The organism is Klebsiella sp. BDA134-6 (assembly GCF_015601345.1).
GTDB classification, from domain to species: Bacteria; Pseudomonadota; Gammaproteobacteria; order Enterobacterales; family Enterobacteriaceae; genus Klebsiella; species Klebsiella grimontii.
The window spans coordinates 2358876-2381465 of the sequence record NZ_CP064784.1 but is presented as its reverse complement, the minus strand read 5'-3'; the positions used below and the strand labels follow the sequence as shown (position 1 = coordinate 2381465).

Annotated in this window: 20 protein-coding genes and 5 pseudogenes; 14 read left to right on the top strand and 11 right to left on the bottom strand. The window is 51.8% G+C overall.

Annotated elements, in window-relative coordinates; all coding sequences use genetic code 11:
• The first annotated feature begins 5 nt into the window (after window positions 1-5).
• On the top strand, window positions 6-1790 hold the full coding sequence (locus IYV58_RS10840) for a diguanylate cyclase (protein WP_139529507.1): 1785 nt from the start codon (window positions 6-8) through the stop codon (window positions 1788-1790).
• Between the two features lie 61 nt (window positions 1791-1851).
• On the opposite strand, the gene IYV58_RS10835 is transcribed toward IYV58_RS10840, so the two are convergent.
• The gene (locus IYV58_RS10835; protein ID WP_195729580.1) at window positions 1852-2736 is read right to left on the bottom strand and encodes a LysR substrate-binding domain-containing protein; all 885 of its coding nucleotides are present in this window, start codon (window positions 2734-2736) and stop codon (window positions 1852-1854) included.
• A gap of 102 nt (window positions 2737-2838) precedes the next feature.
• Here IYV58_RS10835 and IYV58_RS10830 point away from each other — a divergent pair, with 102 nt between their 5' ends.
• Window positions 2839-3141, top strand: coding sequence for a carboxymuconolactone decarboxylase family protein (locus IYV58_RS10830; RefSeq protein WP_049115602.1), 303 nt, complete (start codon window positions 2839-2841; stop codon window positions 3139-3141).
• A gap of 4 nt (window positions 3142-3145) precedes the next feature.
• On the top strand, window positions 3146-3535 hold the full coding sequence (locus IYV58_RS10825) for a tautomerase family protein (protein WP_004131488.1): 390 nt from the start codon (window positions 3146-3148) through the stop codon (window positions 3533-3535).
• Window positions 3536-3559: 24 nt separating this feature from the next.
• Here IYV58_RS10825 and IYV58_RS10820 read toward each other — a convergent pair.
• Window positions 3560-3700 (bottom strand): annotated as a pseudogene (locus IYV58_RS10820) (DUF1294 domain-containing protein); the annotation flags it as partial.
• A gap of 134 nt (window positions 3701-3834) precedes the next feature.
• Here IYV58_RS10820 and IYV58_RS10815 point away from each other — a divergent pair.
• Window positions 3835-4415, top strand: a pseudogene (locus IYV58_RS10815) (phosphotransferase).
• 148 nt (window positions 4416-4563) lie between these two features.
• Here IYV58_RS10815 and IYV58_RS10810 read toward each other — a convergent pair.
• The 5 genes and pseudogenes from IYV58_RS10810 to IYV58_RS10790 all read right to left on the bottom strand — a co-directional run.
• Window positions 4564-4812, bottom strand: a complete 249-nt coding sequence (locus IYV58_RS10810) for a DUF4282 domain-containing protein (RefSeq protein ID WP_004131487.1) — start codon at window positions 4810-4812, stop codon at window positions 4564-4566.
• Window positions 4813-5121: 309 nt separating this feature from the next.
• Window positions 5122-5289 (bottom strand): annotated as a pseudogene (locus IYV58_RS10805) (NADP-dependent isocitrate dehydrogenase); the annotation flags it as partial.
• 632 nt (window positions 5290-5921) lie between these two features.
• Window positions 5922-6614 (bottom strand): EAL domain-containing protein, encoded by a 693-nt coding sequence (locus IYV58_RS10800; RefSeq protein ID WP_195729579.1) that lies wholly within the window; start codon window positions 6612-6614, stop codon window positions 5922-5924.
• Between the two features lie 355 nt (window positions 6615-6969).
• Complete coding sequence (locus IYV58_RS10795) at window positions 6970-8028, bottom strand: sensor domain-containing diguanylate cyclase (protein ID WP_112166347.1); 1059 nt, start codon at window positions 8026-8028, stop codon at window positions 6970-6972.
• Window positions 8029-8449: 421 nt separating this feature from the next.
• A pseudogene (locus tag IYV58_RS10790) lies at window positions 8450-8863 on the bottom strand (tail fiber domain-containing protein); the annotation flags it as partial.
• Window positions 8864-9077: 214 nt separating this feature from the next.
• Here IYV58_RS10790 and IYV58_RS10780 point away from each other — a divergent pair.
• Window positions 9078-9979: pseudogene (locus IYV58_RS10780) on the top strand (tyrosine-type recombinase/integrase); the annotation flags it as partial.
• Window positions 9980-10096: 117 nt separating this feature from the next.
• On the opposite strand, the gene icd reads toward IYV58_RS10780, so the two are convergent.
• Complete coding sequence (gene icd / locus IYV58_RS10775; protein ID WP_004131480.1) at window positions 10097-11347, bottom strand: NADP-dependent isocitrate dehydrogenase; 1251 nt, start codon at window positions 11345-11347, stop codon at window positions 10097-10099.
• Between the two features lie 236 nt (window positions 11348-11583).
• Between icd and rluE the strand changes: the two genes are divergently transcribed.
• Genes rluE through purB form a run of 5 tightly spaced genes read left to right on the top strand, consistent with a single transcriptional unit; the run spans window position 11584 to window position 15952 of the window.
• Window positions 11584-12246, top strand: coding sequence for a 23S rRNA pseudouridine(2457) synthase RluE (gene rluE / locus IYV58_RS10770; protein WP_142446114.1), 663 nt, complete (start codon window positions 11584-11586; stop codon window positions 12244-12246).
• 9 nt (window positions 12247-12255) lie between these two features.
• Window positions 12256-12732: an NUDIX hydrolase gene (locus IYV58_RS10765; protein ID WP_004131476.1), complete on the top strand. Its 477-nt coding sequence runs from the start codon at window positions 12256-12258 to the stop codon at window positions 12730-12732.
• Window positions 12733-12770: 38 nt separating this feature from the next.
• On the top strand, window positions 12771-13877 hold the full coding sequence (mnmA, locus tag IYV58_RS10760; protein ID WP_004131473.1) for a tRNA 2-thiouridine(34) synthase MnmA: 1107 nt from the start codon (window positions 12771-12773) through the stop codon (window positions 13875-13877).
• Between the two features lie 59 nt (window positions 13878-13936).
• Entirely contained in the window at window positions 13937-14578 is a 642-nt protein-coding gene (hflD, locus tag IYV58_RS10755; protein WP_004131471.1) for a high frequency lysogenization protein HflD, read from the top strand.
• A gap of 3 nt (window positions 14579-14581) precedes the next feature.
• Entirely contained in the window at window positions 14582-15952 is a 1371-nt protein-coding gene (gene purB, locus IYV58_RS10750; RefSeq protein WP_004131470.1) for an adenylosuccinate lyase, read from the top strand.
• A gap of 54 nt (window positions 15953-16006) precedes the next feature.
• On the opposite strand, the gene IYV58_RS10745 is transcribed toward purB, so the two are convergent.
• The 3 genes from IYV58_RS10745 to IYV58_RS10735 form a co-directional block, all read right to left on the bottom strand.
• Entirely contained in the window at window positions 16007-16369 is a 363-nt protein-coding gene (locus IYV58_RS10745) for a cupin domain-containing protein (protein ID WP_032742095.1), read from the bottom strand.
• Window positions 16370-16451: 82 nt separating this feature from the next.
• Window positions 16452-17258 carry an AraC family transcriptional regulator gene (locus IYV58_RS10740; RefSeq protein ID WP_004131468.1) on the bottom strand — a complete coding sequence of 269 codons (807 nt, stop codon included), beginning with the start codon at window positions 17256-17258 and terminating at the stop codon, window positions 16452-16454.
• Window positions 17259-17338: 80 nt separating this feature from the next.
• Window positions 17339-18568, bottom strand: a complete 1230-nt coding sequence (locus IYV58_RS10735; protein WP_049112938.1) for an MFS transporter — start codon at window positions 18566-18568, stop codon at window positions 17339-17341.
• A gap of 100 nt (window positions 18569-18668) precedes the next feature.
• Between IYV58_RS10735 and IYV58_RS10730 the strand changes: the two genes are divergently transcribed.
• The 4 genes from IYV58_RS10730 (at window position 18669) to IYV58_RS10715 (ending at window position 22545) form a co-directional block, all read left to right on the top strand.
• Window positions 18669-19115, top strand: coding sequence for a winged helix-turn-helix transcriptional regulator (locus tag IYV58_RS10730; RefSeq protein WP_049112936.1), 447 nt, complete (start codon window positions 18669-18671; stop codon window positions 19113-19115).
• An 84-nt stretch (window positions 19116-19199) separates the two neighbouring features.
• Window positions 19200-19874 (top strand): two-component system response regulator PhoP, encoded by a 675-nt coding sequence (gene phoP / locus IYV58_RS10725; protein WP_004101181.1) that lies wholly within the window; start codon window positions 19200-19202, stop codon window positions 19872-19874.
• Window positions 19871-21337, top strand: a complete 1467-nt coding sequence (phoQ, locus tag IYV58_RS10720) for a two-component system sensor histidine kinase PhoQ (RefSeq protein WP_004131465.1) — start codon at window positions 19871-19873, stop codon at window positions 21335-21337. The genes phoP and phoQ overlap by 4 nt, the downstream gene beginning before the upstream one ends.
• 86 nt (window positions 21338-21423) lie before the next feature.
• Window positions 21424-22545: a ribosomal protein uL16 3-hydroxylase gene (locus IYV58_RS10715; RefSeq protein WP_195729578.1), complete on the top strand. Its 1122-nt coding sequence runs from the start codon at window positions 21424-21426 to the stop codon at window positions 22543-22545.
• Window positions 22546-22590 lie beyond the last annotated feature (45 nt).

Below are 22590 nucleotides of genomic sequence, written 5' to 3'. Positions count from 1 at the left end.
ATTCGGTGAGAATCGCCACCATGACCAACTGGGCCTACGGGATCACCGTCGCCCTGACCCTCGCCTCAGGCATCGCAATGCTGATGGCTTCAAGTGCGGATAATGCCGAACGCCGCGCCGTCGAACAACGCCAGGTGTTTGACCAGCTAAGCGAAGAAGTGGAAAGCGGCGCCTGGGAGCTTTCCGATCTCGCGCGACTTTACATTATCAAAAACAATCAGGATGTCCTCCAGGAGTACCGGCAGCAAGCTCAGACCATCACCGCCATTGAACACCGGCTGGTAAAGCTGAAAGACAATGGCGCAACCGCGGAAGAGCTGACGCTACTGCGCGAGGGTTTACAGATGGCCGATGAACTCCAGGACGAGCAGCGGATGGCGCTGGCGCACGTTGCCAGAGGCGAGGAAAAAGAGGCGGTCAACCTGCTTTACGGCACCGCCTATGAAGAGGAGCTCGAGCGGGTCCAGACGCAGCTTGACCACTTTCGCCTGATGCTCGAAGGGCGGGTGAATAAAACTATTGCCGAGGCGACGGAGAAATCGCGGATCTGGCGTACGCTCTCTGAGGTCATGGTTGGGCTCACGGCGCTGATGTTCCTGTTTGTGCTGGGCTTTATTCTTAAGCGACGGGTGCTCTATCCCGTCGTCCGTCTGAGCGATGTCGTGCAGCGGCTGGCCTCGCAGGATTACGCGGTTGAAACGCCGCAGTTTACCCAGATTGATGAAATTGGCGATATGGCCCAGGCCATTCGCATCTTTCGCGAGAACGGGCTGGCGCGCCAGCGGCTGGAACAAGAGCGCGATGCCGACTGGGCGGTCCGCGAGCTGCTGGCGCGAATGACCCAGCGTTTACAGGGCTGCGAATCCTTCGAGGATGTGATCAAGGTTGCTGAGCTGTTCGCGCCGAACATCGCCCCTGAGATCCCCGGGCGACTGTATATTCTGGACACCGATCCCTGGCAGATGCGCTGCGTGGCCCAGTGGCTTTCTCCGCCGCTTGAAGCGGACGTCTTTCATCCGGATAACTGCTGGGCAGTGCGGCGCGGACTGAGCCATCCGCCGGTCAACGGTGAGCCGGATATCGCCTGTTATCACCTGTCGGAATCGCAGGCTAATCAGTCGCTATGCGTGCCACTGATTGCGCAGGGTGAAGCGATTGGTCTGCTCTCCTTCAGCAACGTCACTGCCGCGACCGCCCCTTCCCGCGCCTATCTTGAACTGATGGCCGAAGCGCTGGGTCTGGCGCTGGCGAATCAACGTTTGCGCAGCGCGCTGCTGGAAAAGGCGCTGTTTGATTCATTAACCGGCCTGCGTAACCGCCACCACCTGGATGACGCACTGCATACCCAAATGAATCTGGCGGTTCGCAACAGCACGCCGCTGAGCTGCCTGATGATCGATATCGATCACTTTAAGGCGATTAATGATAATTACGGTCACGAGGCAGGCGACCTGGTGATCAAAAGCGTCTCCGCGATCATTCAACGCGCGGTGCGCGATATCGGCATGGCCTTCCGCTATGGCGGCGAAGAGTTCCTGGTGCTGCTGGGTGGAACCGATGAACAGTCCGCGATGGTCTGCGCGAACGATATCTATAACAGCGTCCGCCTGCTGACCCTACGATACGGCCTTGCTGAGATTGGCCAGATCGATGTCTCCATCGGCATCGCCAGCTACCCGCAACATACGCAAAGCGACAGCTTGCTGCGCGCGGCCGATGCAGCGCTCTACCGGGCTAAGGAGCTGGGGCGTTCAAGAATTGTGAGCTTTGGGATGTTGAAAACGGAGTGAGTGGCGTTCTTAGCCCCTTCTCCTCCCGCTAATGCTGCACAGAGACGCTGTCGAATAGCGCTTACATCGCATTTAATAGCGTCTCTTCCATTAGCTGCCCCAGCAGCGCCCGCGCTCCATGAATGGCGTCGTTTCCCGGCCCCTGCTCCAGGGTAATCCCCAGATTCCCCGGCGATGGCAGCATACTTCCCGCCACACGCAAGTTGCCAGGCATTCCGATACGGGTACGCACGGTAATGCCAAGCCCCGCCTGCAAGGCTGCCCAAATACCGCTCAGGCTGTGGCTGACAAACACCACTTGCCAGGCGATGTTGGCACGGTCGAGACAATCAATGGCACGGGAACGCATCAGGCACGGGCTTTCCAGCATTACCAGCGGTAACGGCTTGCCCTGCGCCAGCAGCGTGCCGATATCCAGTTTCGGGTGTCTTATCCACTCCAGCGGACACTGAGCAATCAGCCTGCCGTCACGTTGTGCACTCTCCGGCTGCCAGAGCAACGCCATATCAAGCGCGTTGTTATTGAGCGCCTCGAGCAGCGCCCGGTTGCGATCAACGCGGGCTATCATTCGCATCCCCGGGTGGTGGCGCTTGAACTCGCCAAGTATTCCGGGCATAAGCGATTCGCCGAAATCTTCCTGCATACCAATACGTATTTCACCCTGTAATCGTTCGCCAGTCAGGGCTCGCAGTGCTTCATCGTTTAGCACCAGCAGACGACGGGCATACCCCATGATTATCTCGCCATGATGGGTCAGCTCCAGGTGGCGACCTTTCTTTACCACCAGTTCGGTACCGCACTGTTGCTCCAGTTTTTTTAGCTGTGCACTGACCGCCGAGGTTGAACGGCAGAGGCGATTTGCCGCCTGCGCAAAGCTGCCGCACTCAATGCCAGTGACAAAACTGCGCAGTGCGTCAAGGTCGAGCGTAAGAGGAAGCTTATTCATTATCGTCCTGAAATACGGGATAGATAGTCGCGAATAATTCAATTTTCAGGATCGAAATATCGCGCCAGAATGACTTCACTGTCAATACGGAGAGAGAGAGCGATGACAAAACCCCTTGAGCGTGAAACCCTGGCCCGCGTCGCACCAAAGCTGGCTGAATTGAGCCGGGATGTACTTTTTAATGATATCTGGAAACGAGAACCACTTTCCCCACGCGAGCGCAGCTTAGTGACGCTGGGAGCCCTGACCGCACTTGGCCGCGTTCAGCAGTTACCTTGGCATATCCGCTTCGCCCAGCAAAATGGCCTGACCCGTGAAGAAATCGTTGAGGTTTTCACTCATCTGGCATTCTACGCTGGCTGGCCTGCAGCGGTTTCCGCCTTTGAATGCCTGGAAGAGGATTAACGAGATGCCTTTTACTCGTATCACACTGAATCAGGGTTATAGCGACGCGCAGATAACACAGATTTCCGACATTCTGCAACAAAGCCTTGAGAAAGAATTTGCCGTTCCGCCTCATGATCGCTTTCAGGTTTTCGAAAGGCTACCTGCGAACCTGCATGTGTTCGACCGCCATTATAAAAGCGGTGGCCGCAGCGACAATTTCATTCAGTTCCATATCACGGCAGGTAAACCTCGCGCATTCGAGCAGAAGAAAAACCTCTGCCGCACGCTAAATGAGCAGCTGCATACAGCGCTGGGTATTCGCCCGGATGATGTCATGGTGATCATTCAGTTCAATACCGCCGATGAGTGGAGTTTCAGCAATGGACTGATGCTCTCTGAAGAGGGGTTATGATTGTAACGCGCCAGGGATATCCGTCGCTGGCAATTTTTGCGCGCCGTAAACGAGCAGCGTCAGGATGTTGACGAGCAGAAGCCATATGGCACAGGAATGCGGGGTAAACAGGCTTCCAACCGCCGCGATGACCAGGAGCAAATAACAGAAGGGATTGAGATACATATCGGCTTCGAACATTCAGCGTTAATGTACTCTGAGAGAGTCTGCTTATAGGACCGTATTGCCTCTGTAGGTGGTTTTTCAAGCATGAGTAATAATACAGTCGGTTTTCATAAATAGTAAAACAAAGGAGTGTTATGAGTCGTATTCAGAGAGAAACGTCCTGCCCAGCCCAGCGATTAAATTCAGGTCTTGACGCTGAGCTATCTGGATATAAATGGGCACGTAATAATGTAGGCCAATCAGGTGCGGCTATTTATCGATTATATGGTAAATCTAGCGCCAGAACGGTTTCTTAAGCATGGTAAAGATACTGTAGCCGATGATATGACATATGATCCCTGTAAGACATTGCCCTTTTAACAGCGATTGCCTATTTCGGCTCGCATTGGCACAAAAACGGATGAGCAACGGGTTGGTTGATGCCAGTGATTTTGATGATCAACGCAACGGCTGGTCTGTTGAACAAGTCTGGAAAGAAATGCATAGCCTTTTACCCTCTTCACCCGATCCCGTTGTGACAGATGGTGACTTTTCACTTGATAACCTTATTTTTGGTGAAGGTGAAGTGATAGGCTGTATTGATATTGGACGAGTGGGAATCGCTGATCGCTACCAGGATCTTGCTATCCTCTGGAACTGTCCTGGTGAGTTTTCACCTTCATTACAGAAAAGGCTTTTTCAAACATATGGTATTGCTCAACCCGATAAGAAATAATTGCAGTTTCATTTGATGCTCGATGAGTTTTTTTAACGTGAGGAGGAGTGAATCATCTCGCGAATGCGGGGTAAAATAATTTCGCTCATAACAGTGTACCCGTTCTCGCAGACCTGCCATGAGCGATATTGCTCAAGTAACTGAATAGTTACTTTGACTGTTCTGAGCTCTCTGCAATGCGACGCAGATATTCATTATTTTTGAAAGCGACCATGATGAGTTCGAACATTACCCGGCAACCAATCAGACTAAAAATTGTACCGAAAAAACCTGTGATGAATTGCCCGCTAAACATCGAAAAAACGCCACCAACGAGTATAAGCACCATAAGTAGCCAGTATAAAAAAACCAACACTCTAGGTGTAATCAGATGGTCAAAACCCAATAAATCTTTCACTTTAACTCCTGTAATAAGTTGAAATACATCCAAAATCAAATTAAATATACGTGACATATTTCAAAATGTAAATATTTTATATCAAGGATGTTCCTCGAGGAAAAAGAAGATCAGTTCATATCGATAAACGGATATCTCGTCTTGTTAGATCCCTTTGGCTTAAAAATCAAAGTCTCGGGTGTTTCCCCGTGGATGCTGTTAGTCGGTTTTTCGATAAGAATTTTGGGGAAGATACTGGGGAAGAAACACTGACGCCAATAAAAAACGGGAGCCCGAGGGCTCCCGCTCTTACTTAACCCAAATTCTGCATTACATGTTCGCGATAATCGCGTCGCCTAACTCTGAACATTTCAGCAGCTTAGCGCCTTCCATCAGACTTTCAAAGTCATAGGTCACGATCTTGGCGGCGATAGCGCCTTCGGTGCCTTTAACGATCAGATCTGCGGCTTCGAACCACTGCATGTGGCGCAGCAGTATTTAACTAATAGCATTATTACCTATTGATTTAAAGAGAAAAATAGGTGTTTTTGATATGTGGTTAATGTTTTTAGCCTAAGCTCTAACCTATTGAAATTCATTAGTATATTTTCAGTTTTGATAACTGGCTTTGAGTTTTTCAACTCATCTGGATAGTGAATTATTAGCCAATAATACTCACTCCCTTTGAATCGGGTTAAATATTTCCGGTGTTATAACTCATGATTTGAAAAGAAAATAAAAAAGCCTCGGAATCTGAGGCTTGCATTGGAACCACCAGCGCTAATATATTATTTAATTACTACCTACCATGTAATGATTGTTCTTTTCCAAACCATCTTCTTTTTTTCTTCTTTTATATGCAGAATCCTTTTCATAATAAAATATAAAATAAGAGAAAGCGCAATGATAGCAATATATGTCCCGATACCGAAAGATACCAGAAACACAACCAAGATCCCAAAGAGCTCTACCAGTAAAGATGTGCAGATAGATATCAAATTAATTGTCTTGCGTGCGTCTCTTGATACATAACCTTTAATCTTAAATGCATGGCAACTGTGGCAGTGGTCCTCATTAATTAGATTTGCACCACAAAAATGGACATTTATCATCTTTCGTTGTCATTTATTTTAAATCTCAACATAATAGTAATCACTCATCCACAACCTTCCCTGGCAAGCGCAATCAACAACAGCATGTACTTTGTTTTTTTGTTCTATTGTCTCAACTCCCTCAACAATCACGAAATTGCAGTATGATTTTACTTTATTTATTATTTTAAAGAATTCGCTCTCACTCTGTATTTCCCAGAAATAATCTTTATCAATTTTTATACATTCAAAATTAAACATATCAATAATTGTTAAACTTGTTAAGCCCCTCCCAAAATCATCCAGCCAAACTGGACACAATTTTGAAAGATACTTTAAGTCAACCATACAGCATTTAGTATTGAATTCATGAAAATGCTCGTTAATCTCAAAAGCAATGTTTTTTTGGTTTTTTAAGTAATCACTAATATATTTATCGTTCAAAATACAATCGCTAATAAGACTGTCAACATTTAACGAAACTGGCTTGAACTTCAATTTTGATATATCAAGCCTTTCAATTGTTAATATCTGTTTCTTAAACACATCGATTTTTTCTTTATCGCTTAATGAAGTGAAACAAAAACCACTTTCATTAGCAAGGTAATCATTGCAGTCCTTTTTTTTAACATTTTTCGTGAGAATTTCCCAAGAATGAATAGAACCATCTTTTTTAAAAGATGGCTCTAAAACAAATCTACAGGAATCTATTTCCACACTGTTCTTTATCATTAAAAAAACACCGGAACCAGGAATAATCCTAATCGTGTCATAATTAGAAATGAAAGAGAAATAGTTTAAAATGATCGATAACGATCGAACAATAGTCGAATCCTATCATATTTCATAAATTGATCGATCATTCAAATCAAATGACTCGAAAGGAAAAAACAAGAAACGCGATCCCATCATTAACTACAATAAAATCATAAACTTATTTATATCGCTGATTTAGTGGCAGGTATCAAACGTTAGTTGAGAGGGGGAATGAGGTTCTGAATTAATTTTTCCGTATTGGCAATGCCGATCATAAACTATCTTTAAAATTTATAAGTATAAAATCATGAGAAAAGAAATCATATCATCTTTAATTATTCGGCATGCAATATCCATTTTTCCCGTTACGTTTAACTTCATATAGCATTTCATCAGCCTCTTTTATCCACTCGATGATGGATTCTTTATTTTCTGCACAAGAAATACCGATACTGACAGTACAGTAAATTTCGTTGTGAGAAGGTAATGAAAGATCTTTAATTTTTTTCTGAATTATATGAACCATAGCTATAACAAGCTTGCTATTACTATTGTTAACAATAATAGCCAACTCATCGCCACCAAATCTTGCTGGTACGTCCTTCTCGCCAGCGCACTCTCGTAATATTGTTGATATACGAGATAACACCGCATCACCTACTTCATGGCCATAGGTATCATTAATTTGTTTAAAATTATCAACATCAATGAGCATAAGATAAGAATGAATTCTCTTTTTACGCGTCGCACGAAAAGCACTTTCCATTTTCTGCTCAAAAAAACGGCGATTTGGCAGATCTAAGCCAGGATCCATCAGAGCCTGTTTTTCGAGTAACTCCCTTCTTTTCCTCAACTTTATAGATAAGTGCCTTGAAACAATACTCAGTACTATGGGATAACAGGTCGCCAGGGGTAAAGAAAGCAATACCGTTCGGGTACTGAATTCTATAGTATATCTGAAATCATTTGCTAACCAAACTGTCAGGAAACTAATCATCATCCACATTAATGCTGGTTTTAAAATTTTCCATCCACCAGCAGCATAGCGATCAGCTATTTGAACTGAGATTATGAATAATGATGGAATTGGACTAACTTGCATTACGGCTATCCAGATTCCAGCCCAGAATGAATCAAGTAACATATTCTTCTTTTCAGTACTCAGCATATCCTTCGACATCATGCTTGCAAGATAAGCAACCGATGGCCAGATGAGTGCATTCAGAATTAACAAGGCTTTTGTTATTTCTTGATGTGACTGTTCCTGGAGGACTGAATATATAGGAAGAAAGCAAAGAACGACACCAATCTGACGTAAAAAATATACTCGCTTAATGAACGATGAATTTCTATCAGATATGTATTTTTCATCCGGGAAATTTGTTAACATAGAAAGCCTATTATAAATCACTAAGAGCCGCCATCACTTTAACCCACTAAATTACAAGATAAAACTGCCCTGCATTACAAAGTTATAACACGGATGTGAAAATTACAAGATTGCACATCAATTAATGATAAACGTTTCAATAATAACATTTGGCATCCATTTTTTTGAATCTATCCGCACAATTTATATCTGATACTTAGTAATACCTTAGGGTTATACTCTTAAAAATGAATTCCCAGTGGAATTTAGCACTACTGCATTATTAATTTTGGTAGGTTATTAAAAAATAACACAACATCTGACCAGTAAAACTTTACTTGAACTTACTTATCGTTTACTGCAAATTATTCTGTGATGTACACAGCAATTAATGTCGTTTCAGTTGCCCCTGGCAAGTGCCTCCGGGGATTTTTTATGCTCCTCAACTTTCTAGTGCGTCAACTCGCCTAATCAAATCCTGCACAACTATTACCAAATCGGCGATGATCGACGTATAATCTACATTCATCACTCTGAGTTTTTCGCCATCAATCTCCTGCTCGATGCTGAGAAAAGTATACAGTTCGTCAGCTTTTTCAGCCTGCTGAGCGATAAAACCACGCCTCCGGCGCGTTTCGCCTTTCATATTGAACTCGCATACCCCGAGCGCATTAATGCGCCTGGAAGCCCCTTCCCGTGGTTCCGTGAATGCATCTTTCAGCCGTACATCTGAGCCAGTGGTCAGGACGTCACCCTTACCGGTGGAGATCGTGCCGCCAGCGCGAAAGATCCATGCGACCGTCCACCCGAAGCCATCTGCGTAAAGCACAAGCCGGTGCTCAGTCCCGACCTGCTCACCGAACAGTCGCAAAAACTCAATCGCTCTTTCACGCGCGCCGGGTTCTTCAGCGATCATTTGCTGCAGCAGCTGTACCGCGAGCGTAGGCTCCTTTCGCCCGACGATGTAAATTCCTCTGGAGACACGGCGAGAGAGTTTTATAAAATTTTTTCTCTCTAACGCACGCAGATGCAACAGGACAGCATTAGACGAGCTAACGCCGAGCATATCGGCCAGCTCAGGAAAAGCAATATCAACTAACACCTGGCTTGAGCGCTACTGGAAAATTCAGCAGGAAAGATTAAGGTCCTGAGATATAAAAGAAAACACTATCAAGCAAAAAGCAAAACCAGTATCTCTACTTAAGGAACGGGTAGGAATGAAATTAATCTCCGCAGTCAATGTTTGAGATATTGCGCAAATTCTTGATGAATATTTAGCGGAGGGACAACCTAGAATGGCGCAGGTCATTCGCTCTGTCCTAATAGATGTTTTTAAAGAAGCTCAGCATGCGGAAGAAGTACCTCCTGGTTATAACCCTGCACTAGCAACTAAACAACCTCGTAGAAAGATCACTCGCCAGCGCCTTATTCTTGAGGAATGGCAAAAGATTTTTGATATAGCCTTTGAAAACCACAAATACATGGGGAACGCCATGCTTTTAGCCATAGTAACAGGCCAGAGACCAGATGATATATCCCGTATGAAATTCTCGGACATCTGGGACGAGCATCTACACGTTGAGCAAGAGAAAACCGGAAGCAAAATCGCTATTCCATTAGCTCTGCGTTGCAACGCAATCAACTGGAGCCTCCGAGATGTATCAGCCGTTGCCGGGATTATGCAGTAAGCCCTTATTTGGTTCATTTCTTTAGAACCACCTCACAGGCTGAGCGAGGAGCACAGGTGAAACCCAGAACACTGACCATGAATTTCAGCAAGGCAAGAGACAATGCAGATATTGACTGGGGGCAAGGTACACCGGCAACGTTCCATGAACAAAGATCGCTTTCCGAGCGGTTATATAAAGCTCAGGGTATAAACACGAAAGATTTACTTGGACACAAAACTCAACAACAAACGGATAGGTACCATGATGATCGAGGTAAGGGGTGGACAAAGGTGGCCTTATGAGGTTTTTCGGGAGGGGTTTTGATAACTTGTTTTGATAAAATTTTGATGACCGTTCGAAAACTAATAATAAAAACGGGAACCACTAGGTTCCCGTTCTGACATAATCTGGGGGCCAGATTACATGTTCGCGATAATCGCGTCGCCAAACTCTGAACATTTCAGCAGCTTAGCGCCTTCCATCAGACGTTCAAAGTCATAGGTCACGGTCTTGGCGGCGATAGCGCCTTCGGTGCCTTTAACGATCAGGTCTGCGGCTTCGAACCACTGCATGTGGCGCAGCATCATTTCAGCGGACAGGATGATGGAACCCGGGTTCACTTTGTCCTGGCCAGCATATTTCGGCGCAGTACCGTGCGTCGCTTCGAACAGCGCGCACTCGTCACCGATGTTCGCGCCCGGAGCGATACCGATACCGCCAACCTGCGCCGCCAGGGCGTCAGAGATATAGTCACCGTTCAGGTTCATACAGGCGATAACGTCGTATTCCGCCGGACGTAGCAGGATCTGCTGCAGGAAGGCGTCAGCGATCACGTCTTTAACGACGATCTCTTTCCCGGTGTTCGGGTTTTTGATCTTCAGCCACGGGCCGCCGTCAATCAGCTCACCGCCGAACTCTTCGCGTGCCAGCTGGTAACCCCAGTCTTTGAACGCGCCTTCGGTGAATTTCATGATGTTGCCTTTGTGCACCAGGGTCAGTGAATCGCGATCGTTGGTGATAGCGTATTCGATGGCGGCGCGAACCAGGCGTTTAGTGCCTTCTTCAGAGCACGGCTTGATGCCGATACCGCAATGTTCCGGGAAGCGAATTTTCTTCACGCCCATTTCATCGCGCAGGAATTTAATTACTTTATCCGCTTCGGCAGAATCGGCTTTCCACTCGATACCGGCGTAGATGTCTTCGGAGTTTTCGCGGAAGATAACCATGTCGGTCAGTTCAGGATGTTTAACCGGGCTCGGAGTGCCCTGATAATAACGAACCGGGCGCAGGCAAACGTAGAGGTCCAGTTCCTGACGCAGGGCAACGTTCAGAGAACGGATGCCGCCGCCGACTGGCGTGGTCAGAGGGCCTTTGATAGCAACACGATATTCACGAATCAGATCAAGAGTTTCGGCAGGCAGCCAGACATCCTGGCCATAAACCTGGGTCGATTTTTCGCCGGTGTAAACTTCCATCCAGGAAATTTTACGCTCACCCTTATAGGCTTTCTCAACGGCAGCATCAACCACTTTCAGCATCGCCGGGGTCACGTCAACGCCGATACCATCGCCTTCGATGAACGGGATAATCGGGTTATTAGGGACGTTCAGCTTGCCGTTTTGCAGGGTGATTTTTTGACCTTCCGCCGGAACTACTACTTTGCTTTCCATTAACCTCTCCTTCGAGCGCTTCTGGTTCTGCTCTTCCCTCTTCACGCTAGCCGGGCGTTGGCTTTATTCGCCCACTCCCGTCATCGGAATATCCCGCTAACCGGAGATTTCGCGTCCGTGTCGCCTTCCTGTAATGCGAATCGGTTTGAGCAACCTTTTTGTTAATAAGTTGTAATGAGCATGTCAATACTACCTGAATGTTTGCGTCCATGAAAGGCATTCGTAATTAGGCTATAATGCGGCAATTGATTGAGTCTGAAAATACCATGCAAAAAACTTCATTTAGAAAACATCGCGTTGAGCGATTCAGCACGCAACAAGTCACCAGACAACGCAAAGAACGCCAGCCAAAAACTGTGATCTTGTTCAATAAACCATACGATGTATTGCCGCAATTTACCGATGAAGCCGGGCGCAGCACGCTAAAAGATTTTATTCCGGTTGCCGGCGTCTACGCTGCCGGTCGGCTCGACCGCGATAGCGAAGGGCTGCTGGTGCTGACTAACGACGGCGCGCTGCAGGCGGCGCTCACCCAGCCGGGCAAGCGCACCGGAAAGATTTATTATGTTCAGGTGGAAGGTGAACCGACGGAGGACGCATTGGCCGCCCTCCGCGACGGCGTCACGCTTAATGACGGCCCCACCCTGCCTGCGGGGATCGATCGGGTGGCGGAGCCTGAGTGGCTATGGCCGCGGAATCCGCCCATCCGCGAGCGCAAATCCATCCCCACCAGTTGGCTGAAAATCACCCTCTATGAGGGACGCAACCGCCAGGTGCGGCGGATGACCGCCCACGTCGGCTTTCCAACGCTGCGTCTGATTCGCTACGCGATGGGCGGCTATACGCTGGATGGCCTGGCCAACGGCGAATGGCGCAAAACCGACTCACCGCATACATAAGGAAAATCAATGTTTAAGCCGCACGTCACCGTCGCCTGCGTGGTTCACGCGAAAGGCAAATTCCTCGTTGTTGAAGAAACGATTAACGGAAAAGCGCTGTGGAACCAGCCTGCGGGCCACCTCGAGGCCGATGAAACACTTATTCAGGCCGCAGAGCGCGAGCTCTGGGAAGAGACCGGCATTCGCGCGACGCCGCAGCACTTTCTTCGCCTGCATCAGTGGATAGCCCCGGATCGCACCCCATTTTTGCGCTTCCTCTTTACTATCGAGCTTAACGATACGTGCGCCACCGAGCCCCATGATAGCGATATCGATCGCTGCCTGTGGCTTAGCGCTGAGGAAATTCTTAACGCGACAAACCTGCGTTCTCAACTGGTTGCTGAGAGCATTCGCAGCTATCAGCAGGATCCACGCTACCCGCTGTCGCTCATCGGCGAATTTAACTGGCCGTTTACAGGGGGTGCCTCAACCGAGGACGCGTGCTAGAATACGCCGCCTCGAAGTTCAATGTAGTGAGTATTCCAATGTCAGAAAGCCAGAAAAAAGTGATCGTCGGCATGTCCGGCGGGGTTGATTCCTCAGTTTCCGCCTACCTGCTGCTCCAGCAAGGGTATAAGGTGGAAGGCCTGTTCATGAAGAACTGGGAAGAAGACGACGGCGAGGAATACTGCACCGCAGCGGCGGATCTTGCCGACGCCCAAGCCGTTTGCGATAAGCTGGGAATTGAACTTCACACCGTCAATTTTGCCGCAGAATACTGGGACAACGTATTCGAGCTGTTCCTGGAAGAATATAAAGCCGGGCGCACGCCGAACCCGGATATTCTGTGTAACAAAGAAATTAAATTTAAAGCTTTCCTCGAATTTGCCGCAGAAGACCTCGGCGCCGACTACATCGCTACCGGACACTACGTGCGCCGCGCCGACGTTAACGGCAAGAGCCAGTTGCTGCGCGGCCTCGACGGTAACAAAGACCAGAGCTACTTCCTTTATACCCTAAGCCACGAACAGATCGCGCAAAGCCTGTTCCCGGTGGGGGAGCTGGAAAAGCCGCAGGTGCGTAAAATCGCCGAAGCGCTGGATCTCATTACCGCGAAGAAGAAAGACTCGACCGGTATCTGTTTTATCGGCGAACGCAAATTCCGTGAGTTCCTTGGCCGCTACCTGCCCGCTCAGCCGGGAAAGATTATCAGCGTTGACGGCGACGAAGTTGGCGAGCATCAGGGCCTGATGTACCACACCCTTGGGCAGCGTAAAGGCCTCGGTATCGGCGGCATCAAAGACGGCGGCGAAGACCCGTGGTACGTGGTCGATAAAGACGTCGAAAACAATATTCTGGTTGTCGCCCAGGGCCACGACCATCCGCGTCTGATGTCCGTTGGGCTGATTGCCCAACAGCTGCACTGGGTCGACCGTGAGCCGGTTACGGGCACGCTGCGCTGCACGGTGAAAACCCGCTACCGTCAGACCGATATCCCTTGCAGCGTTAAAGCGCTGGATGACGACCGCATTGAAGTCATCTTTGATGAGCCGGTTGCCGCCGTGACGCCGGGCCAGTCTGCGGTCTTCTACAGCGGCGAAGTATGCCTCGGCGGCGGGATTATCGAACAGCGCTTGCCACTGCCGGCTTGACAGACATTTTAGCCGCTGAATGCGCCGCTCGGGCATTCGACGGTTTATAAGGAGAATGTGTGGCGAAGAATTATTATGACATTACGCTGGCGCTGGCCGGCGTTTGCCAGGCCGCGCGTCTGGTTCAGGAACTGGCGCACCAGGGGCACTGCGATAGTGATGCTCTGCATGTGTCGCTGAACAGCATCATCGACCTCGATCCGGATTCAACGCTGGCGGTGTTCGGTGGTAGCGAAGCCAATCTTCGCCTCGGGCTGGAGACCCTTATTGGCGTGCTGAATACCAGCAGCCGCCAGGGGCTGAACGCCGAACTTACCCGCTATACTTTAAGCCTGATGGTGCTGGAGCGTAAGCTTGCCGCCAGCAAGGGGGCCATGGATACCCTCGGCAACCGTATCGGTGGCCTGCGCCGTCAGCTTGAACATTTCGATCTGCAATCCGAGACGCTGCTCAGCGCGATGGCCGGCATCTATGTTGATGTCATTAGCCCGCTGGGCCCGCGGATTCAGGTGACCGGCTCTCCCGCCGTGCTGCAAAGCCCTCAGGTTCAGGCGAAGGTTCGCTCTGCCCTGCTGGCCGGTATTCGCTCCGCGGTGCTCTGGCACCAGGTCGGCGGCGGGCGTCTGCAGCTGATGTTTTCTCGTAATCGTCTGGTTAACCAGGCAAAACAAATTCTTGCTCATTTAACCCCGGAGTTGTGATCTATGGAATTATCCTCACTGACCGCCGTTTCCCCAGTCGACGGCCGCTACGGCGACAAAGTCAGCGCGCTGCGCGGTATCTTCAGCGAATTCGGTTTGCTGAAATTCCGCGTTCAGGTAGAAGTGCGTTGGTTGCAAAAACTGGCCGCGCACGCAGCGATCAAGGAAGTTCCTGCTTTTGCTGCCGACGCAAACGGTTACCTTGATAAAATCGTCGCTGATTTCAGCGTAGAAGATGCAGAGCGCATAAAAACCATCGAGCGCACCACCAACCACGACGTCAAAGCGGTTGAGTATTTCCTCAAGGAAAAAGTCGCCGATGTCGCTGAACTGCACGCGGTCTCCGAGTTTATCCACTTTGCCTGCACCTCCGAGGACATCAACAATCTGTCCCACGCGCTGATGCTGAAAACCGCTCGCGACGAAGTGATCCTGCCCTACTGGCGCAAGCTGATCGACGCGGTGAAAGACCTGGCGGTACAGTACCGCGATATCCCGCTGCTTTCCCGTACTCACGGCCAGCCGGCTACGCCGTCCACCATGGGGAAAGAGATGGCGAACGTCGCTTACCGTATGGAGCGCCAGTATCGTCAGCTGAATCAGATTGAAATCCTTGGCAAAATCAACGGCGCGGTGGGTAACTATAACGCCCACATCGCCGCCTACCCGGAAGTCGACTGGCACCAGTTCAGCGAAGAGTTCGTCACCTCGCTGGGTATCCAGTGGAACCCGTACACCACCCAGATTGAACCGCACGACTATATCGCCGAACTGTTCGACTGCGTCGCCCGCTTCAACACTATCCTGATTGATTTCGATCGTGACGTCTGGGGCTATATCGCGCTCAACCATTTCAAGCAGAAGACGATTGCCGGCGAAATCGGCTCTTCCACCATGCCGCATAAAGTGAACCCGATCGACTTCGAGAACTCCGAAGGCAACCTCGGTCTGGCCAACGCGGTGATGCAGCATCTTGCGAGCAAACTGCCGGTTTCCCGCTGGCAGCGTGACCTGACCGACTCCACCGTCCTGCGTAACCTCGGCGTCGGCATCGGCTATGCGCTGATCGCGTATCAATCCACCCTGAAAGGCGTGAGCAAGCTGGAGCTGAATCAGGACCGTCTGCTGGATGAACTGGACCACAACTGGGAAGTACTGGCCGAGCCGATTCAGACCGTCATGCGCCGCTACGGCATCGAGAAGCCGTACGAGAAGCTGAAGGAGCTGACCCGCGGCAAGCGCGTGGACGCCGAAGGCATGCAGCAGTTCATCGACAGCCTGGCGCTGCCGGAAGCAGAAAAAGTTCGCCTGAAAGCGATGACGCCGGCCAACTATATCGGCCGCGCGACCACCATGGTTGACGAACTGAAGTAAACCTTTCAACCCTCTTTCCGCTCAGGAAAGAGGGTTTCCCTGCCCCCGCGTTCGTTAAATCCAGACGTCGTTCACCGCGGTCCGCTCTCCACCCTCATGCCCGGTATTCAGGACGCCGCGCGGCTCGATCAGCATAAGTTTGGTTTCGGTTTCCGCCGAGGTTTTATGCTCAACGCCCCGAGGCACCACGATCATCTCGCCGGCCTGAAGCAGCAGATGCTTATCGCGAAAATCCAGACGCAGCACACCCTCCACTACGATCAGGGTTTCATCGGTTTCCGGATGGCTATGCCAGATAAAGTCGCCGAGGATCCTGACCACCTTGAACTGATAATTATTCATTTCGGCCACCACCTTCGGCTGCCACTGCTCGGTGAAAAGGGTGAATTTCTGCGCGATATTAATCGATTGATACATCAGCTGACTCCTTGTGATAAAGGCTGTCAGCATAGATCCCCCCTCTCCGCAGAGATTGAACGATTGTGCAACTTGCGGCGGGTCAGGGGCGGACAAACTTCAGCCAGCGGCCCGGAGAGAGACCAAAACGGCTGATGAACTGGCGCGTCATATGGCTTTGATCGGCAAAGCCTGCGTGGGCTGCGATATCCGCCAGGTTATCCCCTGCCAGCATCCGCTGGCGGCAAAAATCGAGGCGCCGCATCATCACATAACGCCAGGGGCTGGCGCCAAACAGCGCTCTGAAATCGCGGCTCAGGCTCCAGCGGTCTCTGCCGCTGACATTCGCCAGGGTGTCGAGGGTGATGTTCTGGGCAAAACAGGCGTGGATATATTCCCGGGCCCTTTCCGCGGCAGGATAATCGAAGGCCCGGCGTCGAAAGCGCTGGCCGCCGACGGCGGCCAGGGTCTGCGCCAGATCGTACAGCGCGTCCTCCTCCTCCAGAGGCGCAAAGTGGGCACTGACGTCCTTCAGCAACGGCAGCGCGGCGCGCAGCAAGCGCGGATCGCTAGAAATTCCTCCAGGGATAAAGGGCAACGGCCTGCCGCCAAGGATCTTTTGAATCAGCGCGGGCTCAATGTATACCATCCGGTAGCGAAACCCCTCCTCGGTCCCTGCCTCGCCGTCATGGACCTCATCGGGATGCAAAACCATCGTCCCACCGGGGAGGCTGTGCTGGAGGCCGCCGCGATAGTGAAAACGTTGTACGCCGGAGAGCGTCTGGCCAATGGCATAAGTATCATGCCGGTGAGGCTCATAACCGTGTCCGCCGAAGAAGGCTTCGATACGCTCAATATGCGCGGGCGACTGGGCCAGCCGGACCCAGTCCGCACATTTCTGTTGTGGCATGTGATTTACGCTCCCGCGCGTCATTAAAAACAACGGCTGCTATATTACACAAAAAATTAACATCACCCACTCGCTCTCCGCTAAACTTCTCCACCATCATGGCTCGACATCACGCCCCGAGTCATCAACCAGAACAACAGCGCCAGCAGACTGACCGATGCCCCCAGCAGGCAAACGCCCTGCCATCCCGCGCGCGCGTATACCGCGGTCGTACTTACCGCCCCCAAACCGCTGCCAAGCGCATAAAACAGCATATACAGACCGACCAGCCTGCTGTGCGCTTCGGGACGGGTACGGAAAATCATGCTTTGATTGGTGACATGCAGCGCCTGACCGCCGAGATCCAGCAGCACAATGCCAGCCAACAGCGCCGCTGGCGACCATGCCATCAGCGATAAAGGCCACCAGGCCACCAGCAACATGACCAAGGCCGCGGCGCTGGTGCGCTGCCCGTATCCGCAATCGGCCCATTTACCGGCTCGTCCGGCCGCCAGGGCGCCGATGGCCCCCACCAGGCCCAGGGCGCCGATCTCAGTATGCGAAAAACTGAAGGGCGGAGCGCTCAATGGCAAAACCAGCGCGCTCCAGAAGATATTGAAGGCGGCAAACATCAGTAGCGCCAACACGCCGCGCACCTGAAGCACTTTTTCCTGACACAGCAGAGTCAGCATCGATGCCAACAGGCGCGGGTAGCTCAAGGAGGTCGACGCTACCGCTAATATCGGGAGCCGACGCCACAACGGAAGCGCAATGCCCAGCATCAGTAAAGCGGCAAAGATGTATACCCCGCGCCAGCCGAAGAGATCGCTCACGCCCCCTGAAAATACCCGCGCCAGCAACAGCCCGATAAAGACTCCGCTCTGCGCGGCGCCCACCACGCGTCCCTGTTCATGGGGCGAAGCGGCGCTGGCAGCATAGGCGATCAACCCCTGGGTCATCGCGGTACCCAGCAGGCCAACCGCAAGCATCCCGCCCAACAGCATCACGGTAGTGGATGCCATACTTACCGCCGTCAGCGCAGCGATCAGCAGAAGCACCTGCGTCGCCATCAGGCGGCGGCGATTGACTCTGTCGCCCAGCGGTACCAGCAAGAGCAGCGCCATCGCGCAGCCGAGCTGGGTCGCCGCGATCACCCCGCCAATCGCGGCGTCGCTGATGGAAAAATCTCGCGCCAGCGCGTCGAGCAGCGGTTGTGCGTAATAAACGTTTGCCACGCTCAGCCCGCTGGCGAGAGCAAACAGCCAGACCAGGCTACGCGGCATAACCGTTTCCGGGTCCATTAGCGATGGGGATAACGTTGACGCTTTCATAATTCCAGCCTTAACAATCTAGTTTCAAAATAAAACCAGTTGTAGGCTAGAACAGGGAGTTTTAAAATGCAACTAGTTTACCCGACCGTTTGGAGAGCCCATGCCAGCGCGTGAAAAAATTACCAACCAAACCTGCCCCGTCGCCCGAAGCTTGGATATTATCGGCGATCGCTGGTCCTTGTTGATTGTGCGCGACGCCTTCGATGGCCTGCGGCGCTTTAGCGATTTCCAGCGAAGCCTCGGTATGGCGCGTAATATTCTCTCTGACCGTCTGCACAAACTGGTAAACTCGGGTATCCTCACGACGCAATCCGCATCGGACGGCACGGCTTATCAGGAATATGTTCTGACGGCAAAGGGGGAGCGTTTGTTCCCTGTGGTGGTTGCGCTACGCCAGTGGGGAGAGCAGCATCTGTTTGCCCCTGACGAACCCCATTCCGTCCTGATCGATAAACGTACGCTGCGCCCGGTTCCCATGATGTCGCCCGCGACCGAGGACGGACTCGTTCTGACGTCTTACGAGACTGAGGTACAAAAAATCAAATAAAATTCTTTATTTAACAGCTGTTTATGTTAAAGGTGTATAATAAGCGCTAAACTATTCAAATCATAAATAAAATGGAGAACGGGCATGCGCGTACTCGTGGTTGAGGATAACGCTCTCCTGCGCCATCACTTGAAAGTTCAGCTGCAGGAGCTGGGACATCAGGTCGATGCGGCGGAAGACGCAAAGGAAGCGGATTACTATCTGGGTGAACACGTTCCGGACATCGCCATCGTCGACCTTGGCCTGCCGGATGAAGATGGTCTTTCGCTGATTCGTCGCTGGCGCAGCCACGACGTGTCGGTGCCGGTGCTGGTGCTGACCGCGCGCGAGGGCTGGCAGGATAAAGTCGAGGTTCTGAGCGCTGGCGCGGATGATTACGTCACTAAGCCGTTCCATATCGAAGAGGTCGCAGCCCGCATGCAGGCGCTGCTGCGGCGTAACAGCGGCCTGGCATCACAGGTCATCTCCATACCCCCTTTCCAGGTAGATCTGTCGCGTCGCGAGCTGTCGGTCAACGACCAACCCATCAAGCTGACGGCATTTGAATACACCATTATGGAAACCCTGATCCGCAACCGGGGCAAAGTGGTCAGCAAAGATTCGCTGATGCTGCAGCTCTATCCCGACGCCGAGCTGCGCGAAAGCCATACTATCGACGTGCTGATGGGACGACTGCGCAAAAAAATACAGGCTGAATATCCGCAGGATGTGATTACCACCGTGCGCGGCCAGGGCTATCTGTTCGAACTGCGCGGATGAAGGGGCTACTGCGGCATATTTTGCCGCTGTCGTTGCGCGTCCGCTTTCTGCTGGCAACGGCAGCCGTGGTGCTGGTGCTATCGCTTTCCTATGGCATGGTCGCGCTGGTGGGATATAGCGTAAGCTTCGATAAAACCACCTTCCGCCTGCTGCGCGGCGAGAGCAACCTGTTCTATATGCTGGCAAAATGGGAAAACAACACCATCGAAGTTGATATTCCCGAAAACCTCAATATGCAGAGCCCCACGGTAACGCTGATTTACGACGCTCACGGCCAGCTGTTGTGGGCGCAGCGCGATGTACCGTGGCTGGTCAAGCGCATTCAACCTGACTGGCTCAAAAATAACGGCTTTCATGAGATTGAGGCCGATGTAGACAGCAGCAGTATGCTGCAGCACAACAACCATGAGATTCAGCAGCAGCTGGACGCCATCCGGGAAGAGGACGACAGCTCCGAGATGACCCACTCGGTGGCGATCAACATCTATCCGGCCACCAGCACCATGCCGCAGCTCAGTATCGTGGTTGTCGACACCATTCCGGTGGAGCTGAAGCGCTCCTATATGGTGTGGAGCTGGTTTATTTACGTCCTGGCGGCCAACCTGCTGCTGGTGATCCCGCTATTGTGGGTCGCGGCGTGGTGGAGCCTGCGCCCTATCGAATCGCTGGCCAAAGAGGTACGCGAACTGGAGGAGCATCACCGCGAGATGCTCAACCCGAACACCACCCGGGAGCTTACGCGGCTGGTCAGCAATCTCAACCGCCTGCTAAAAAGCGAACGCGAACGCTATGATAAATACCGCACGACGCTGACCGACCTCACTCACAGCCTGAAAACCCCTCTCGCGGTGATGCAGAGCACCCTGCGTTCTATGCGCGGCGAGAAACTGAGCGTCAACGAAGCAGAACCGGTGATGCTAGAGCAGATTAGCCGCATCTCACAGCAGATTGGCTACTATCTGCACCGCGCAAGCATGCGCAGCGGTGGTTCGCTGCTCAGCCGCGAACTGCACCCCATCGCTCCGCTGCTCGATAGCCTGACCTCGGCGCTGAACAAAGTCTATCAGCGCAAAGGCGTGAACATTACCCTGGATATCTCGCCGGAGATTAGCTTTGTCGGCGAAAAGAACGATTTTATGGAAGTCATGGGCAACGTCCTCGACAACGCTTGCAAATATTGCCTGGAGTTTGTGGAAGTCTCCGTTCGTCAGACCAACGACAACCATCTGCATATTCTGGTTGAAGATGATGGCCCGGGGATCCCTGCAACGATGCGCAGCGCGGTGTTCGATCGCGGCCAGCGCGCCGATACGCTGCGTCCCGGACAGGGCGTGGGCCTCTCGGTTGCCCGCGATATCGTTGCCCAGTACGACGGACGTATCCTGGCCGAGGACAGCCTTCTCGGCGGTGCCTGCATGGAAGTGATTTTTGGCCGTCAGACCCTCGAAGATAAAGAGAGCTAAACCAATCAGTTTTTTAACGGCGCCTGCATCATGCTGGTGCCGCATCCGTTATAATCCCTATCAGACACCTGCTGTGGAATATAAATATGGATTATCAATTAACGCTTAACTGGCCCGACTTTATCGAACGCTACTGGCAAAAACGCCCGGTAGTGCTGAAACGGGGCTTTGCTAATTTCGTCGATCCGTTAAGCCCGGACGAGCTGGCCGGACTGGCGATGGAGAGCGAAGTCGACAGCCGCCTGGTCAGTCATCAGGACGGTAAATGGCAGGTTAGCCACGGCCCCTTTGAGAGTTACGATCACCTGAGCGAGAATAACTGGTCGCTGCTGGTACAAGCGGTTAATAACTGGCACCAGCCAACGGCGGCGCTGATGCATCCATTCCGCGCCCTACCTGACTGGCGCATCGACGATCTCATGATCTCGTTTTCCGTCCCCGGCGGCGGCGTCGGTCCGCATCTCGACCAGTACGATGTGTTCATCATTCAGGGGACCGGCCGCCGCCGCTGGCGCGTGGGCGAAAAAGTGCCGATGAAACAGCACTGTCCGCATCCGGACCTGCTGCAGGTCGATCCGTTTGAAGCCATTATTGATGAAGAGATGGAGCCGGGCGATATCCTGTATATTCCGCCGGGATTCCCGCATGAAGGCTACTCGCTGGAAAATTCGCTTAATTATTCGGTCGGCTATCGCGCGCCAAACGCCCGTGAGCTCTTCAGCGGCTTTGCCGATTACGTTTTGCAGCGTGAACTGGGCAGCCAGCGCTACGCCGATCCGGACGTACCGTCTCGCGACCATTCTGCCGACATTTTGCCGGTTGAACTGGATCGTTTGCGCGAGATGATGCTGAGGCTGATTAACCAGCCGGAGCACTTTAAGCAGTGGTTTGGCGAGTTTATCACCCAGTCCCGTCACGAACTGGACGTCGCGCCGCCGGAGCCGCCGTATCAGCCGGATGAAATTTACGATGCGCTGCAGCAGGGGGACAAGCTGTCGCGGCTCGGCGGCCTGCGCGTGCTGCGGATTGATGGCGAGGTATTCGTCAACGGCGAGAAAATCAACTCTCCGCACCGCCCGGCGCTGGATGCTCTGGCGACTCACCTGACGCTAAACGCAGAGCATCTTGGCGATGCGCTGGAAGATCCCTCCTTCCTCGCCCTGCTGGCCGCGCTGGTCAACAGCGGCTACTGGTTCTTTGAGGACTGAGTCATCTGTTTCGCCCGGTGGCGGCTGACGCCTTACCGGGCCTAC

Coding starts and splice junctions, on each gene's coding strand:
- IYV58_RS10835 (WP_195729580.1), bottom strand. CDS start 2,736: ATGAATAAGCTTCCTCTTACGCTCGACCTTGACGCACTGCGCAGTTTT.
- IYV58_RS10830 (WP_049115602.1), top strand. CDS start 2,839: ATGACAAAACCCCTTGAGCGTGAAACCCTGGCCCGCGTCGCACCAAAG.
- IYV58_RS10825 (WP_004131488.1), top strand. CDS start 3,146: ATGCCTTTTACTCGTATCACACTGAATCAGGGTTATAGCGACGCGCAG.
- IYV58_RS10800 (WP_195729579.1), bottom strand. CDS start 6,614: ATGATAAAGAACAGTGTGGAAATAGATTCCTGTAGATTTGTTTTAGAG.
- IYV58_RS10795 (WP_112166347.1), bottom strand. CDS start 8,028: ATGTTAACAAATTTCCCGGATGAAAAATACATATCTGATAGAAATTCA.
- icd (WP_004131480.1), bottom strand. CDS start 11,347: ATGGAAAGCAAAGTAGTAGTTCCGGCGGAAGGTCAAAAAATCACCCTG.
- rluE (WP_142446114.1), top strand. CDS start 11,584: ATGCGGCAATTGATTGAGTCTGAAAATACCATGCAAAAAACTTCATTT.
- IYV58_RS10765 (WP_004131476.1), top strand. CDS start 12,256: ATGTTTAAGCCGCACGTCACCGTCGCCTGCGTGGTTCACGCGAAAGGC.
- mnmA (WP_004131473.1), top strand. CDS start 12,771: ATGTCAGAAAGCCAGAAAAAAGTGATCGTCGGCATGTCCGGCGGGGTT.
- purB (WP_004131470.1), top strand. CDS start 14,582: ATGGAATTATCCTCACTGACCGCCGTTTCCCCAGTCGACGGCCGCTAC.
- IYV58_RS10745 (WP_032742095.1), bottom strand. CDS start 16,369: ATGTATCAATCGATTAATATCGCGCAGAAATTCACCCTTTTCACCGAG.
- IYV58_RS10740 (WP_004131468.1), bottom strand. CDS start 17,258: ATGCCACAACAGAAATGTGCGGACTGGGTCCGGCTGGCCCAGTCGCCC.
- IYV58_RS10735 (WP_049112938.1), bottom strand. CDS start 18,568: ATGAAAGCGTCAACGTTATCCCCATCGCTAATGGACCCGGAAACGGTT.
- IYV58_RS10730 (WP_049112936.1), top strand. CDS start 18,669: ATGCCAGCGCGTGAAAAAATTACCAACCAAACCTGCCCCGTCGCCCGA.
- phoP (WP_004101181.1), top strand. CDS start 19,200: ATGCGCGTACTCGTGGTTGAGGATAACGCTCTCCTGCGCCATCACTTG.
- phoQ (WP_004131465.1), top strand. CDS start 19,871: ATGAAGGGGCTACTGCGGCATATTTTGCCGCTGTCGTTGCGCGTCCGC.
- IYV58_RS10715 (WP_195729578.1), top strand. CDS start 21,424: ATGGATTATCAATTAACGCTTAACTGGCCCGACTTTATCGAACGCTAC.